The sequence below is a fragment of the Spongiibacter sp. C9W genome, assembly GCF_057370015.1.
On the sequence record NZ_CM170672.1, the window covers coordinates 1,162,534 to 1,177,999 of the forward strand.

General features: G+C 55.4%; 12 protein-coding genes. 5 read left to right on the plus strand and 7 right to left on the minus strand.

The genetic code is table 11. The features are described from left to right. Window positions 1–78: 78 nt before the first annotated feature. Complete coding sequence (gene fabV, locus AC2Q8J_RS05620; protein WP_286838998.1) at window positions 79–1,269, minus strand: enoyl-ACP reductase FabV; 1,191 nt, start codon at window positions 1,267–1,269, stop codon at window positions 79–81. 336 nt (window positions 1,270–1,605) lie between these two features. On the opposite strand from fabV, the gene AC2Q8J_RS05625 reads away from it, so the two are divergent. The 4 genes from AC2Q8J_RS05625 to AC2Q8J_RS05640 all read left to right on the plus strand — a co-directional run bounded on the left by AC2Q8J_RS05625 (window position 1,606) and on the right by AC2Q8J_RS05640 (window position 8,049). Continuing rightward, a complete protein-coding gene (locus AC2Q8J_RS05625) occupies window positions 1,606–4,077 on the plus strand; it encodes a TonB-dependent receptor (RefSeq protein WP_486452351.1) in 2,472 nt (823 codons plus the stop codon). Window positions 4,078–4,255: 178 nt separating this feature from the next. Then, a complete protein-coding gene (locus AC2Q8J_RS05630) occupies window positions 4,256–5,746 on the plus strand; it encodes an FAD-dependent oxidoreductase (protein ID WP_486452352.1) in 1,491 nt (496 codons plus the stop codon). Between the two features lie 111 nt (window positions 5,747–5,857). Next, complete coding sequence (locus tag AC2Q8J_RS05635) at window positions 5,858–7,639, plus strand: sensor histidine kinase (RefSeq protein ID WP_486452353.1); 1,782 nt, start codon at window positions 5,858–5,860, stop codon at window positions 7,637–7,639. An 11-nt stretch (window positions 7,640–7,650) separates the two neighbouring features. Then, window positions 7,651–8,049, plus strand: a complete 399-nt coding sequence (locus AC2Q8J_RS05640) for a response regulator (RefSeq protein ID WP_286694727.1) — start codon at window positions 7,651–7,653, stop codon at window positions 8,047–8,049. A 28-nt stretch (window positions 8,050–8,077) separates the two neighbouring features. On the opposite strand, the gene pbpG is transcribed toward AC2Q8J_RS05640, so the two are convergent. The 5 genes from pbpG to AC2Q8J_RS05665 all read right to left on the minus strand — a co-directional run bounded on the left by pbpG (window position 8,078) and on the right by AC2Q8J_RS05665 (window position 12,277). Then, the gene (gene pbpG / locus AC2Q8J_RS05645) at window positions 8,078–8,986 is read right to left on the minus strand and encodes a D-alanyl-D-alanine endopeptidase (RefSeq protein ID WP_486452354.1); all 909 of its coding nucleotides are present in this window, start codon (window positions 8,984–8,986) and stop codon (window positions 8,078–8,080) included. Window positions 8,987–9,122: 136 nt separating this feature from the next. Continuing rightward, window positions 9,123–9,521, minus strand: a complete 399-nt coding sequence (locus AC2Q8J_RS05650; protein ID WP_204996866.1) for a hypothetical protein — start codon at window positions 9,519–9,521, stop codon at window positions 9,123–9,125. 5 nt (window positions 9,522–9,526) lie between these two features. Next, window positions 9,527–9,988: a ribosomal protein S18-alanine N-acetyltransferase gene (gene rimI / locus AC2Q8J_RS05655; protein WP_486452355.1), complete on the minus strand. Its 462-nt coding sequence runs from the start codon at window positions 9,986–9,988 to the stop codon at window positions 9,527–9,529. After that, window positions 9,981–10,730, minus strand: coding sequence for a hypothetical protein (locus tag AC2Q8J_RS05660; RefSeq protein ID WP_486452356.1), 750 nt, complete (start codon window positions 10,728–10,730; stop codon window positions 9,981–9,983). Before AC2Q8J_RS05660 ends, rimI begins: the two co-directional genes overlap by 8 nt. Beyond that, a complete protein-coding gene (locus AC2Q8J_RS05665; protein WP_486452357.1) occupies window positions 10,730–12,277 on the minus strand; it encodes a 2-isopropylmalate synthase in 1,548 nt (515 codons plus the stop codon). The genes AC2Q8J_RS05660 and AC2Q8J_RS05665 overlap by 1 nt, the downstream gene beginning before the upstream one ends. A gap of 220 nt (window positions 12,278–12,497) precedes the next feature. Between AC2Q8J_RS05665 and AC2Q8J_RS05670 the strand changes: the two genes are divergently transcribed. Next, on the plus strand, window positions 12,498–13,940 hold the full coding sequence (locus AC2Q8J_RS05670) for a succinylglutamate desuccinylase/aspartoacylase family protein (RefSeq protein ID WP_204996862.1): 1,443 nt from the start codon (window positions 12,498–12,500) through the stop codon (window positions 13,938–13,940). 9 nt (window positions 13,941–13,949) lie between these two features. Here AC2Q8J_RS05670 and AC2Q8J_RS05675 read toward each other — a convergent pair whose 3' ends face one another. Next, window positions 13,950–15,428, minus strand: a complete 1,479-nt coding sequence (locus tag AC2Q8J_RS05675) for an amidase (RefSeq protein WP_486452358.1) — start codon at window positions 15,426–15,428, stop codon at window positions 13,950–13,952. Window positions 15,429–15,466 lie beyond the last annotated feature (38 nt).

Sequence of the window (15,466 nt, forward strand, 5' to 3'; positions counted from 1 at the left end):
GCAAACCGCCCGAATCAATTTTTTCTGTACAAATAAAAACGGGAGCTAATGCTCCCGTTGCACGGCTAATTCAGCGGCTTACACCATGTTTTTTATCGCCACCACGGGGTCGACATCGGCGTCGTAATCCACGCCGTCGATATCAAAGCCAAACAACTTCAAAAACTCGTGCTTGTAGCCCGCAAAATCGGTGAGGTCGTGGAGGTTTTCTGTCGTCACCTGATCCCAGGCCTCAGCCACGGCTTGCTGAATCTCTTCACGCAGCTCCAGACCATCGGCGCGCAGCCGGCCCTCGTCGTCCAGCACTGGCGCATCGCTGTAGAGGCTGTTGCGAAACAGCCCGTATACCTGTTCGATACAACCTTCGTGACTGCCGTCGGCTTTCATCACCTTGAACAACAGCGACAAGTACAAAGGCATAATCGGAATCGCTGAGCTCGCCTGAGTCACCACCGCCTTCAACACTGAGACTCTGGCGTCGCCACCCTTGGCCGCCAAGCGCTGGCGAATGTCGACCACGCGTTTATCCAGGTCTTTTTTCGCCTGACCGATGGTGCCATGCCAATAGATATCCCAGGTGATGCGCTCACCGAGGTAGGTGTAGGCAGTCGTCTTGGCGCCATCAGCAAGCACACCGGCCTCATCGAGGGCGTCGATCCACATCTGCCAATCTTCACCGCCCATCACGGCCACCGTGTTGTCGATGTCTTCCTGAGAAGCCTCGGGCAGCGTGACTGTTTCGATGACTTCTTTATCGGTGTTCACGCCGCGCTGGCTGACCGCCTTGCCGATGGGCTTCAAGGTCGAATTATAGATCTCACCGGTTTTGGGGTGCTGACGACGCGGCGCCGCCAAGCTGTACACCACGAGGTCAACCTGCCCCAGGTCTTCCTTTATTTGCGCGATGGTTTTTTGCTTTATTTCATCGGAGAAAGCGTCGCCATTGATGCTCTTGGCATACAGCCCTTCGGCCTCGGCGAACTTGTGAAACGCCGCCGAGTTATACCAGCCTGCGGTGCCCGGCTTTTTCTCGGTGCCCTCTTTCTCGAAAAAGATACCCAGCGTGGCCGCCCCACTACCAAAGGCGGCACTGATCCGCGAGGCCAAGCCGTAGCCAGTGGAAGAACCGATCACCAACACTTTTTTAGGGCCGTTTTCGATAGCCCCCTGCGCCTTCACATAGTCAATTTGTTCGCGAACATTCGCCTCACAGCCTACGGGGTGAGTGGTTACACACATAAAGCCGCGCACACGGGGTTTAATGATCATTCGCTGTCCTGCTCCATCGTTATTAGCCCTGAATTGTGGGGCATTATACGGCCTGCTTTAGTCGGCGACTAATATGCACTGTCAACTTTGAAAGCCCCACTGGCTACGGCGACAACGAGCACAATTTTTCTAGCCAATGACCGCGGCACATAATCGTTTCAGACTACCCAGCTACCGGGAAACGCTGTGCTATGATTCCTCTCATAAAAGTAACAATAGTGTAACTAATTGCACAAAATCTGCTTTATGCGCAATAAGAAATAACCATAATTCCGAATAATCAAGGGAAACTACGCAGTCGCAATCGCATTGCGTCTTACAAAAAAAGGGTGATATATGAAAGTCAGTAAGCTTAAATCCCTCGCTGCACTGGGCGGGCTGGGCTTGTCGGCGTTTGCGCCATCGCTATACGCACAAGCCGCGCTCGAGGAAGTTATTGTAACGGCTCAAAAGAAAGCTGAGTCACTGCAGGACACGCCTATCTCATTGACCGCGTTCAGCGAAGACCGCCTCGAAGTTGAAGGCATCAGCAGCCTGGGCGATATCGGCTCTAAGGTTCCAAGCCTGACCATTGAACCCTTCCCAATCAATAATGCCACACTGCGTATCTTTATTCGCGGTATTGGTATTTCTGACGCGCAAATCACCCAGGATCCACCGGTTGGTATTTATGTAGACGGCGTCTATATCGCCCGCTCAACAGGCACCGCACTGGATGTCGCGGACCTGCAACGTATCGAAATTCTGCGCGGCCCGCAGGGCACTCTTTATGGTCGCAACACCACAGGTGGCGCGATCAACCTGGTGACCAAGAAGCCCACCACTGAAGGCATCGAGTTTAAGCAGAAATTCACCGCTGGTAACCGCGACCTGTTTACATCAAAGAGCACCCTGAACCTGCCACTTAGCGATACCATCGCGGTGAAGTTGGCGGCGATGCGCACGATGCAGGATGGCCACATTGAAAATACCGGCCCAGGCGGTGACTTTGGTGACCGCGACGTAGAGGGCTACCGCGTCGATCTGCGTTGGGATATCACTGACTCACTGGCAATGGACTTTGCCTACGACAAGTCGGATTTCGACTACTACAACACGCAGTATCAGCACGTTCGTCCACGTACACCGATCCCTGGCAGCCAGGCTGACCTAGTATCGGCAGGCCAAAAAGCGAGCTATTCGGACTCTCGTCAGAAGCGCGTCGGTACGGTAATGCCTTTCGAGCCTTCAACCACCGATATTGAAGGCTTCGCTTTCACGCTGACCAAAGACTTTGAAAACACCCAAGTGAAGTACATCGGCGCCTACCGCGAGCTGTTCGATAAGTCCTATGCCGACCTCGGTGGCGGTGTACCCCTGGAGCCAGGTGAAAGCCCACATGGCGACAATTCTGAAAGTAAAGATATCTTCCGCCTGGACTCGAACGAGTACTGCGGCGCGGCCGCAGAAGCGGTAATGGGAGCAGGCCAATGCTTGCCACTGGTCTACCCCAAGGTAAACCAGGAGCAGTACTCTCACGAATTGCAGATCAGCGGCGACCTGTTTGAAAGCCGCGTAAACTATATTGTTGGCGCCTACTACTTCCACGAAGAAGCAACTGAAGATAACGGCCCACTTCACCACCAGCTGAGCGGCCCAATCAATATCGACATTCCGGTCATCGGCGGCCTGCTTAGCAGCACTCGCGCGGTAAACATGCTTAGCCAAGTTTACGATATTGAAAACGAAGCGGCAGCAGTGTTTGGCCAATTCACCTGGACGCCTAATATTCTGGAAGACCGCCTGCACTTGACCTTCGGCGCACGCCACTCCGAGGACAAGCGCTCTACCGTTAAATTCCAGATCGACCGCACTTACGCAGAAACCCCCGTCGGCCCCATCGATGTTTCGTTTGCACAGTGTGGCGGCGACATTACCAATGGCACATGCCGCGATTTTGACAACATTCCTGCGTCTCAGGACTTCAGTAACGACTCATTCAGCTTTGTTGCCGAGTACGACCTGACTGACGACATCAACATCTACGCCAAGCGTGTAGAGGCCTACAAGTCTGGTGGTTTTAATACCCGTGACCCGCAGCAGGACGGTAACCAAGGCCCTGCGACTGACGGCAACGACTACGGCTTTGGCTACGCTGATGGTTTCGACGCTGAGTACGTGACCTCCTACGAGCTGGGTATTAAGAGCGAGCTGATGGATCGCCGCCTGCGTATCAACGCCGATGTATTCTTCAGTGAATACGAGGACATGCAGCTGAACTTCATCCTGGCGGGCACAGTGGCAGATACTAAGGTCACTAACGCTGGTGAAGCAGAGATGTTCGGCTTTGAGGCTGACGTGACCTTCCTGGCCACAGAAAACTTGTTGATGATGTTGAACTACGCCTACCTCGACACCGAGGTTACCAAGGCCACCGACATCAATGGCAACGACGCCTCTGACCAGTTCGTGTTCTTCTCAGCACCGGAGCACAGCTTCACTGCCTCGGCTGACTACACTCTGCTGCAAGCCGACTGGGGCCGCACCAGCCTGAACGTCAGCGTGAACTACATGGACGAGCGCAACGGCGGCTCGCGTGCTGAAAACGTTAAAAACACGCAGCTGCGTCAGTACGAGCTGGTTAACGCTCGCCTTAGCCTGACCGACGTTCCCTTTGCTGGCGGCCGCCTCGCTGCGGGCCTGTGGGCGAAGAACCTGCTGGATGAAGAGTACGAGCTGACAGCGGTCGACAACCTGCCTCAGGCAGACCGCTCGGTAATTTGGGGTGAGCCCCGTACCTACGGCATCGACATCTTCTACGAGTACTAAGTAATTGGTCTTACTTGGGCTGCTTATGCAGCCCTTTTTTTTGCCTGCAACATGCAGAAAAGTCATCGCCAGCAACATTAAACCCTGGAAACGCAAGCACTAGGCGGTTGCCGAAAAAGGCGAAAAACAGTAGATTAGACGCAGCTTTTAATACAGACATATTAAACGAGTCACCACTATGAGCGATAAAGATAAAAGCAGCCCCAGCAAACCCCTCCGCGCCAGCGATGTGAGCAACTGGGATATTGAAACAGATGTAGCCATTGTCGGCTTCGGCGGCGCAGGTGCTTGCGCGGCGATTGAAGCAGCCGATGCAGGCGCCTCGGTCGCCCTGTTTGAGTTAGCCAGTGCCAGCGGTGGCTCCACGGCACTCTCAAGCGCTGAAATTTACATGGGTGGCAATGGCGGTACGCCGGTTCAGAAAGCCTGTGGCTACGAGGACGACACTGACAATATGCTGAGCTATCTGCGCGCATGCTTTGGCAATCAGGCCGATGACGCGAAATTACAGCACTACTGTGAAAACAGCATCAAGCACTATGAATGGCTTACCGGCATGGGCGTTCCCTTCAAAATGAGCGAGCTAAAAGAGCGCGCCATTATGGCCCTGACCGATGACTGCCTGCTGTTTACCGGCAATGAAAAAGCCTACCCCTTCTACGAGCAGGCAAAGCCCGTGCCCCGCGGACACAACCTTGAAGTAGAAGGTGACAACGGCGGCCCGCTGCTGATGAAAATTCTCACTGACGCGGTGGAACAGCGCCCGGCGATTAACGTTCATTACGAAGCCCGGGCATTGACCTTGATTCAAAGCGATGAAGGCGAAGTCGTTGGCATCGTGGTGCGTATCAACCAAAAAGAGCAGTACGTGCGAGCGACTAAAGGCGTAATCCTCTGTGCCGGCGGGTTCTGCATGAACGAAGACATGCTGCGCCAATATGCTCCCCAGTTTGACTGCGGCCTGACACCAATCGGCAATCCCGGTGATACCGGCAGCGGCATCCGTATGGGCATGGGTGCAGGTGCAGCGGTCACCAATATGCACGAGTGCTTTGTCAGCCTCCCATACTACCCACCGTCGTCACTGACTTACGGCATTTTAGTCAACGACAAGGGCCAGCGCTTTATCAACGAAGACTGCTATCACGGCCGCGTTGGCTATAACGCTTTGCTTCAGCAGCAAAATTCAAAGCGTATCTACCTGATCACCGACGTTGACGGCTACGGCGACTACGAAAAGATGAGCTACCTCGGTGCCCAAGTTGCCGGCACCGGTGAAAGCATTGCCGAGCTTGAACAGGAACTGGAATTGCCCGAGGGCAGCTTGCAGCACAGCCTGGATACCTACAACCAAAATGCAGAGCGCGGAGAAGACCCGCTATTCCATAAATCAGCGGCCTGGCTGCGGCCAATTCAAGCGCCTTACGTTGCCCTGGACTGCACTCTGGGGCGCGGCCCCTTCTATCCATTCTTCACACTCGGTGGACTGGAGAGCTTACCGACCGGAGAAGTGCTGAACGGCGACAAAGAGGTCATTCCCGGCCTTTATGCTGCCGGCCGCACCACTGCGGGTATTCCACGAACAGCAGCGGGTTACGCCAGTGGCATGTCAGTGGGTGACGCAACGTTCTTTGGTCGCATGGCCGGCAAGCAAGCCGCTCTTCGTTAAATTCAGCGGCAAAACCACTAACCCCTGCCTCGGAAACTACCTACGTTTTCGAGGCAGGCCTGCCACACCATTTATGTTAGCGTAGCAACTAAACATAATTACACGTTTGCTATGTCCAGCACGACAACTGAACAACAAGAGCTAGCCGACGAACGGCGCAGTATCGAACGCTCAGGTCGCTTACACGGCGCGCACTGGAGTGTGCTGGCACTTTCGCTCGTGCTCACTTTTTTTGTTTGGCAATACGCTGAGCGCCAAGCACAGGACAAGCGCGAAAGCCGCTTCCAACGCTACAGCTCCCAGGTTGCTGGCCTGATTCAGGAACGGCTCCACAAGTACGAAGATGCCCTCTGGGCAGGTGTCGCCGCTAAGCACTCCCATAGTCAAGCGGTCGACCTGGCAACGTGGCGGCGCTTCTCCTCGGCCTTACACATTAGCGATAAATATCCGGGTATTAATGGCATTGGTGTTATCGACTATGTGCCTCGGCAGCGGTTAGACGACTACCTTGCTACGCACCGACGGGACCGCCCGGCATATAAGGTGCACCCGCAGCACACACTACCCTTTTTGCTGCCCATCACCTTTATCATGCCGGAAGATAAAAATGCCGCAGCCATTGGCCTCGATGTCGCCCATGAGGCGAACCGATTGCGCGCCGCACTTAACGCCCGAGACAGCGGCAAGGCACAAATTACCGGCCCCATCGTACTGGTTCAGGACGCTAATAAAACACCGGGGTTTCTTTTCTACGCGCCATTTTATCGCCAACACAGTGAAACATTAGAGGAGCGCCGCGCCAATTTCGCAGGCATGGTCTATGCGCCTTTTGTGGTCGCCGAACTGATGCGCGGAACACTGGAGCAGCAACAACGGGATATATTTTTACGCATTTCTGATGGCGATACCGTGCTGTACGATGAGTTCCCTGACAACCATGAGGAACAGAGCCTGTTCGCCGAATACAAGCTGAATATCTACGGCCGTGAATGGCAGATCGCGACGGCCAGCAGCCCAAGTTTCTGGCGTAATAATGACGATTCTCAGCCCAAGATCATCCTAGTCTGTGCCCTGGTTATTGATGCCATGCTCCTGCTGCTGTTTATCAGTCTGAGCCGCGCTCATCGCCGCAGTTTTAATTTTGCGCAGCGCATGTTGGCCAGCTCAGAGAAAAACGCCGCCGCCCTGACCCAGACCATTGATAAGCTGGAGCAAAGCAACCACCAGTTGGAGCGCTTTGCGTTTATTGCCTCACACGACCTGCGTGAGCCGCTGAGAAGCCTGGGAAATTACAGCGAGCTGCTCAAAAATGATGATGGCAGTATGACAGACGAGCAGCGCGGCAAGGCCATCGGCTTTATACAGGCAGCTGCTACGCGCATGGAAGAGCTTCTCACCGCCCTACTCAACTACAGCCGCATAGACTTCAGCTACCAAGTTGAAACGGTAGACTGCACTGAATTGCTCGCCGAATTGCGCGATGATCTCGGCCGGCAACTAGCGGACGGTCAAGTAGATATTCGCGTTGGAGCAATGCCGACCATTCAGGTTGGGCGCAATGAGATCCGCCAGCTTTTACAAAACCTGATTACCAATGCGATAAAATTCCGCGCAAACGACAGGGCCGCACAAGTAGAGATCGAGTGCACCGAAAAAGAGAGTACATGGTTATTCAGTGTTTGCGATAACGGTATTGGTATAGACAGCGCGCATCAGAATGCTATCTTTGATGTATTCAAACGACTACACCGACACGAAGATATCCCCGGCAGCGGCATAGGCTTGGCCAGCTGCAAAAAACTTTCAAAACTGATGGGTGGCGAAATTTGGGTGGAAAGCGAGGTCGGAAAAGGTAGCTGTTTCTATTTCACCGTACCGAAGGGCGAAAAATAATGAGTCCGAGTGTGAATTCCATACTGTTGGTCGATGACAGCGACGCCGACAATTACTACCACCAGTTATTACTGGAGCAGGCCGGTATAGCGACGCAGATCACCGCTTGCACCTCGGCATTAAGCGCCCTCGACTACCTGATTGCCGCCTTGGATGGCGAGCACCCCATGCCGGACATCATCTTCCTGGATATCAACATCCCCTCGGTCGACGGCTGGGAATTTCTCAATCACTACAGCCGTTGTCTGACCAAGGAGCAGCGAACAGCGGATATTTACATGCTGTCAACGTCGACCGACCCGAAAGACCGTGAGCGTGCGGAAGCGCACCCGCTGATTGAAGGCTACATCAGCAAACCGCTACAAAAAGATTGGTTGGACGGCCTGACTATGCAGCTTGAACCGTCCTAATTACCGAGAAATCACTGAAGCGCCAGTCCTAACGCAGACTCGCCGTTGCTTGCTTAGCCATATAGCCCGCCAGTTTATTGCGCTGATAGCTCAGCGCTGACGATGCCACGCGGCCACTCTCACCACTTTCAATCCAGCGCTTGATCCGGCCTGCATCCCCCACCGGGCTACTCTTACCGAATGAATCCAGCATTACCATGACGACCGGGCGATCATCCACTTCGGTTTTCATTACCAGACAGCGTCCCGCCAGATCTAAGTAACCGGTCTTACTCACTTCGGCCTGCCAGCGCTCATAGCGCAGCAAAGGGTTCGTGTTGACGTAAGCCAGACGGTATTGCGGACGGCTAAAATTTGCCGTGTGAACGGGCGTTGTGGAATATTCTTTGATTTCCGGATATTCGGCAGCAGCAGCCACCATTTTTGCGAGATCAAGCGCCGTCGAGGTATTTTTAGGCGACAGGCCGCTACTGTCGACGAACCGTGTGTTCTTCATCCCCAATTCGGCGGCCTTAGCGTTCATCGCCGCTACGAATTGCCGCTCCCCGCCCGGATAATTATTCGCCAACGCCGCTGCAGCAAGGTTTTCGGAGGACATTAAGGCAAGCCTCAGCAGTTCACCTCTAGGGAGCTCTGAGCCAACGCGAATACGGGAGAAGTAGTAATTGATCGCCCGACGATCTACGTCGCTGAAGCGAATTTTTTCATTTAGGGGCTGAGCACTATCAAGGATGACCATCGCCGTCATCACCTTGGTCAGCGATGCGATCGGCATGCGAAGATTAGCGTGCTTTTGGAACAAGAGCTCGCCGCTTTCCGCATCCATTGCCAATGCGCTAACGGATGCCAGCTTTAATCGTTCCTGCGTGTTCCCAGCAAAAACACTACCGCTGAATATAATAACTATGGCGGTGATGAGAGAACTCAAACTTCTCATAGACTTTGCCCTAACGTTTTTATTTAGCCAGACATTAGCACAGCTCAGGGGCCGCAACTGTGCGCGCTGTCGCCTTTCTTAACACAAACGCTAGGTTACAACAACTTCGCCAAGTGATTTTAAACCATTGGTATAGTTATGCTTTCAAACGAAGACTGTCCAGAATCTCGTCTACGGCGCCGCGATCCATGTCTCGATCCTCCATGGCGCAGGTATAGGTGACAAGCAGCAAATGATCCTCCGCCATCAGATACCATTCACGTATAAAGTCGCCTTGGTCTTCGCCAACAAACTCCCAACCACGCCATGCTTCACCAACCTCGACTCGCTCGCCATCACTCAGCGAGTGTCCCATTTCCGCGATCAGTCGCTCAAGCCCCTGTGGGTCGACCCTGCCGTCATCGGATTGCAGGTTGCTGAGGCAGATACAACCCAGCTCGTCTTCATCGAAGATTAGAATACTGTCGTCGTCACGTTCGCTGTGCCACTGCTCAGGCAACGCAATAAACCAAAAATCACTTTCGACTTCACGCATGGGAATTATCCTGTATACAAGGGCAACGGCGTCGACATGAGGATGGCATCTTCGCGACCGTTGGCCGAGGGGTAATAGTTTTTCCGGATACCGTCTTCGGTAAAACCCAAAGCCCGATACAAGGCACGCGCCGGAACGTTGGATTCACGCACCTCCAAAAAGCAGCGTTGGGCGCCTATTTGCTGCATCCACTCCAACCCGTCACAGAGGAGCTGTCGTCCAAGACCGCGACCGCGCTGTTTATCGCTAACGATAATATTGAGCAGACTGAGTTCGTCTAGAACCAGGGAAAATGCCGCAATCGCGATCAACCCACTACCCTCGCGCAGCGCAAAGCAGTAGTCGTCCCGCAGGCTGCGCCGCCAATTTTCATCTTGCCAGGGATAGGGGTCGCTGTGGCGACTAAGCATTAGGCAGGCCGGCAAATCGACACTGCGTAGTTCAACGAAGTCGAGCGTCTTAGACACTTGCCTGAACAGCCCGTAATGCCGCCCATAACTCGGCTTTCGCGCCGAGGCGCGTCTGTAAAACCTCGACACTGGGCGCCTGAATCAGTTTCGCAGAATGCGCGGCCAGATAGTCGCCATCGACATAGGGGCGCAATGAATCCCCGAACACAATAACCACATTCGCGGTGACAGTGCTGCCACGCTGCGCAATAAGGTAGGCACTCAGCGCCTCGCGCGCTTCTTCTTCGCTCGATAGCAAGCCCGGCACTTTCACAATAGGCCAATCAAACACGGTGGCCGATAGCGACAGTTGCTGCTCACGCTGCCAGTGCCGCGCCATCGCTCGGGCAATATTGGCGACAAGCCGTTTACTGGCCGGTGATAGGTCCGAATTGCTGCAGTCAGCCAAGAACCGTATACCGATGCCACTGTCGACCAGGCTAGCAGTAAAACGCAGCGCGGTGCTGCGCTCAGTCTCGGCAGTCGCCGCCGTGGCAGAGCGCTTCTCAACCGGCTTCTCTGCCGGCGAATCTTTACTTGCAGTCAGCTCTCCCAGCGCACGGCGCGCAGACGCCGTATCGATATTCGGTGCCCCGGTTTCAAGTGGCTGCTTGGATTCAGCTACGGCATCGCGCGGCGGCTCAGGCGCCTGCGCGTATTCAGCACGAACACTGGGCTTGGCGCCCGGCAGACAAAAGCGCGGCACATAGAGCGGTAGCCCCATGGCCTTTAAGTAAGCATGCTGAAGCTCAGCGCTCACTACACGCCCTCGCGCTGGGGATGAGCACGGGCGCTGTCCAGCTCCAGCAGGTTCAATGCGTCCAGATACGCTTTGACCGAAGCGACAATGATATCGGTATCCGCACCATTGCCATTGACGATACGGCCATTCTTGGCGAGACGCACCTGCACCTCGCCCTGCGAGTCGGTGCCCTGAGTAATGGCATTAACTGAGTAAAGTTCCAGTTTTGCGCCGGAGTTTACCGCCGACTCAAGCGCTTTAAACGCCGCGTCGACAGGTCCGTCACCCTCCGCGCTGACACTGTGAGATTCACCATCAATGCTCAATAAAATATCGGAGCGAGGCTTAAAGCCACTGCGCGACACCGCCTCCAGGGTTTGCAGCTGGTAGCGCTGCGGTTTATCACCCGGCTGCACATCGCTCATTAACGCCTGCAGGTCCTCGTCGAAGATCTCGTGCTTCTTGTCCGCCAGTTCTTTAAAACGGGTGAAAGCGAGATCGAGCGCACCTTGATGAGCGACTTCTATGCCCAGCGCTTCAAGCCGCGCTTTAAAGGCAGCGCGGCCCGAATGCTTACCCAGGACCAGCTTGTTGGTGTGCCAACCCACATCCTGAGCGCGCATAATTTCATAGGTTTCGCGATGCTTCAGCACGCCATCTTGGTGAATACCCGACTCGTGGGCAAACGCATTGGCACCGACAATCGCCTTATTAGGCTGCACAGGAAAGCCCGTAATCGACGAGACTAACCGCGATGTCGGCACAATTTGCGTAGTGTCTATTCCCACATGAACCGGGAACACATCGCGCCGGGTGCGAACAGCCATAACGATTTCTTCAAGAGAGGCGTTACCCGCGCGCTCACCCAAACCGTTGATGGTGCACTCCACCTGGCGAGCACCATTCATCACTGCCGATAATGAGTTGGCCACTGCCAGGCCCAAGTCGTTGTGGCAGTGCACAGAAAATATGGCTTTGTCGGCGTTGGGAATGGTGGTTATTAAGCGCCGAATCAGCTCGCCATATTCACCGGGCTCACCATAACCCACGGTATCCGGCAGGTTGATCGTTGACGCACCGGCGTCGATGACCTGCTCGATAATTCGGCATAAAAAATCAAACTCGGAGCGAGACGCATCCTCGCAGGAAAACTCCACATCGCCAACGAGATTGCGTGCGTGCTTAACCGCCGATACAGCGCGCTCGACCACGTCATCTGGCTGCATCCGCAACTTATACTGCATGTGGATAGGCGAGGTTGCTATGAACGTGTGGATACGACCCTGCTTGGCCGGCTTCAATGCCTCGGCAGCGCGATCAATATCCTGCGCACCCGCCCGTGACAAGCTACATACCGTACTCTCACTCACGGCCTCTGCAACGGCTTTTACCGACTCAAAATCTCCGACACTGGCAATTGCAAAACCCGCCTCGATAACATCCACACCCATGCGCTCAAGCATCTTGGCAATGCGAACCTTCTCCTCTCGCGTCATTGACGCACCGGGGCTTTGCTCGCCGTCTCGCAAGGTTGTATCAAAAATTACCAGCCTGTCTTGTGCCACTCCGTGCTCCTTCTGCCACTGCACTGATGAGAATGGCCCAATTATAGACTTTGTGGACCATTACCGCGCCCCCAATTTAACACTCGCTGCGCGCTCTGCGGAACTTGTCGGCGTATCGACATCAAACATGCACATAAGCCTGTCGTGCACTTGACCTGCGCCGCCGGGCACGGCTAAGTAGCCTTTTAAACCTCGAATCGACCGTCGGAGCTGTTCAATTATGCGTGCACTGCCATTGACGATAAGCCTCATAGCACTGCTTGCACTGCCTACTGTGACTAGCAGTGCCTTAGCTAACGAGCAACAGAGCAAGTCATTGGAAGAAGCCGCCGCCAAGCCCAGCAACGGTCTGCAAACGCCACGGCAAAAACGCTCCGCGGCGATCATCGCTCGCGCTGAAGTGCCCGAAGCCGACCCCAATATCGCCTTAAACATACTCGGCCACGATATTCTGCGCGGCAGTTTTCAACGCCTCTATTGGACCGCGGGGCAAGCCGTAGCCGGGCTCGCCATGCCCACCCCGGTTTTGGTTGCCGCTGGCGTGAACCCCGGGCCCACACTGTGCCTTACGGCGGCGGTGCACGGCGATGAACTCAACGGCGTGGAAACTATTCGCCGCGTGATGTTCAGCCTGGAAAGCGACAAGCTAAATGGCACCGTCATTGGCGTACCGATCGTCAACATGCACGGTTTTCTGCGCACCTCTCGCTACCTGCCTGATCGCCGCGATCTCAACCGCTATTTTCCCGGTGATGCACAGGGCAGTTCCGCCGGCCGCATTGCTCACAGCTTTTTCAATGAGGTGATTTCCCACTGCGACCGCCTTATCGATATTCATACCGGCTCCTTCCATCGCACCAACCTCACTCAGCTGCGCAGTGACCTGGGCAAAGAGAGCGTGCAGCAATTTAGCAAAATGTTTCACGATGTCACGGTATTAGATGGCGCCGGTGCCAAGGGCACCCTTCGCCGCGCCGCGGTCGACGCCGGCATTCCAGCCGTTACGCTTGAAGCCGGTGAACCCTTGCGAATGCAGCTCAAAGAGGTGAAGCAGAGCGTCAACGGTATTAAAGCCGTTATGCACTACATGAAGATGATCGACGACAAACCCGTTCGCGCTCCCAAACAGAAAGTCTTTTATAAATCACTCTGGCTACGCGCCGAGCAAAGCGGCGTTTTTCTGTCGGAGAGCAAGTTGGGCGAAAACGTGAAAAAGGGCGATATCCTTGGCACCGTTACCGACCCAATCACCAACCGGTCCAGCGTGATCCGCAGCAGCGTGGACGGCCAGATCATCGGTATGGCGCTCAATCAAATGGTCATGCCGGGCTTTGCCGCCTACCATGTGGGCATCGCTGCCGACGAGAAGCGCGTCACGGCGGAAAAGGTCGCCGACTCCGTGGTAGCCGAAGCGCTGGAACCGGTTGCCGAAAATATGAAAGAAGCAGCGCGTGAGGCGGCGAAGTCTGCCGCCGAGCGCAGCGATGACCCGAAAACGGTTAGCGATGCTGCCCGCGAGGCGGTGAAAGAAGCCGCCAAGGACGCTGGCCGCCTGCTGGAGGAGAAGCCCGCCAAACCCAAAGCGGGTGACCACCTCGCTCCCGATGCGGCGTCATTGCCTGAAGACGCCCAACACCGCGAGATAGACGAGCACCCGGAATAACGCCGCGCGCTAGGCCAGCAGCGGGAGGTCGGTAAAGCCCACTTCTCGCTCTAGCTGCCCTGCCAAGCTAAACAACAACTCTTCTTCACACATACCGGCGATAAATTGCATACCAAACGGCAGCCCGGTGCTGGTTTTATGCAGCGGCACCGACATGCAAGGCAGGCCCGTAATATTGCCAAGCAGGGTGTAGGCCATTTTCCCGAGCACCGGCAAGGCCATTTTTTCCACCAATCCGCTACGCATTAACGCTCGGCCTATATTCATACGGTGAGACGCCAGCATTTGTGCAGCCTCCCAGGGTGACGGCGGTAACTGACCGTGTGGCACAGCAGCGGTGGGCGTTGTCGGGCAAAGTAGGACATCGTAATCGGCCATCAACTCACCCGCGGCACGTTGCACTTTGTGCCAGCCGTAGCGCGCCTCCACGAGGTCTGCCGCGGAAAAAGAGCGCCCCATCATTGCCAGATTTTTGGTTGAGGGTTCACAGCGGCGGATGTCACTGCCGGGGTAATCTCGTTGAATACGGCGCAGCAAACCGGCTACCTCTGCCCCGACAATAACCAGAAAGTCGCGCCACATTTGGTCTCGATCGACCGACAGCTCAGCTTCCTCCACCCGGTGTCCCAGCGCCGCCAGTTGCTCAGCGGTTTGTTCCAGCCCGGTCAGTACCTCGGGGTCAACATCGGTCGGCACCAGCGGCTCTCGGCACAGGGCAATGCGCAAAGGCTTTGGATCCCGCTCAGCAGCCGCAAGGAAACTGCCCTCAGGCGGCCGAATATTGTAGGGCGCCCCCAGCTCCGGCCCGGCTGTGCAGTCTAGCATGGCGGCACTATCGCGAACGGTTCTACTCAACACATGCTCTGCCACCGCCCCCTGCCAATCCTCCCCCAAGTCGGGCCCCATTGGGTTGCGGCCTCGTGACGGTTTTAAACCAAACACACCACACCAGCTCGCAGGGAAGCGAATCGAGCCGCCACCATCGCCACCGTGGGCAATGGGTACAATGCCCGCCGCCACAGCTGCTGCACTCCCCCCTGAGGAGCCACCCGTGCTGTAACCCTGCCGATGCGGGTTGTGAGACGGGCCAAAACGCTTGGGCTCGGTGGTGATAATCAGCCCAAATTCCGGCGTATTCGACTTCGCAAAAATATTCAGTCCGGCCGCTTTATAGCGCTTTACCAGCTCGCTGTCATAACGGGGGGTATAGGACAACGCGCGACTCCCCATACAAATCGGTTCACCGGCGAACATCGCCATTAGATCCTTCAGCACAAAGGGCACACCTTGAAAGGGCCCCTCTGGCAGACCATCAGTAATCTGCTGTCTGGCGCGATCGGCAAAACTGTGGATCAGCACATTTAACTGCGGGTTACAGGCGGCGGCCCTGGCCAGTGCCGCATCCAATAATTCCTGTGCCGACACCTCTCCACGGCGCGCCAGAGCCGCCAATTCCATCGCGTCGAACTGAGAGTATTCGCTGAACATGATCGTTATCCTAGTTAGTGTCGCGGCCCGGACGCCGA

Coding starts and splice junctions, on each gene's coding strand:
- fabV (WP_286838998.1), bottom strand. CDS start 1,269: ATGATCATTAAACCCCGTGTGCGCGGCTTTATGTGTGTAACCACTCAC.
- AC2Q8J_RS05625 (WP_486452351.1), top strand. CDS start 1,606: ATGAAAGTCAGTAAGCTTAAATCCCTCGCTGCACTGGGCGGGCTGGGC.
- AC2Q8J_RS05650 (WP_204996866.1), bottom strand. CDS start 9,521: ATGCGTGAAGTCGAAAGTGATTTTTGGTTTATTGCGTTGCCTGAGCAG.
- pbpG (WP_486452354.1), bottom strand. CDS start 8,986: ATGAGAAGTTTGAGTTCTCTCATCACCGCCATAGTTATTATATTCAGC.
- AC2Q8J_RS05675 (WP_486452358.1), bottom strand. CDS start 15,428: ATGTTCAGCGAATACTCTCAGTTCGACGCGATGGAATTGGCGGCTCTG.
- AC2Q8J_RS05670 (WP_204996862.1), top strand. CDS start 12,498: ATGCGTGCACTGCCATTGACGATAAGCCTCATAGCACTGCTTGCACTG.
- AC2Q8J_RS05630 (WP_486452352.1), top strand. CDS start 4,256: ATGAGCGATAAAGATAAAAGCAGCCCCAGCAAACCCCTCCGCGCCAGC.
- AC2Q8J_RS05635 (WP_486452353.1), top strand. CDS start 5,858: ATGTCCAGCACGACAACTGAACAACAAGAGCTAGCCGACGAACGGCGC.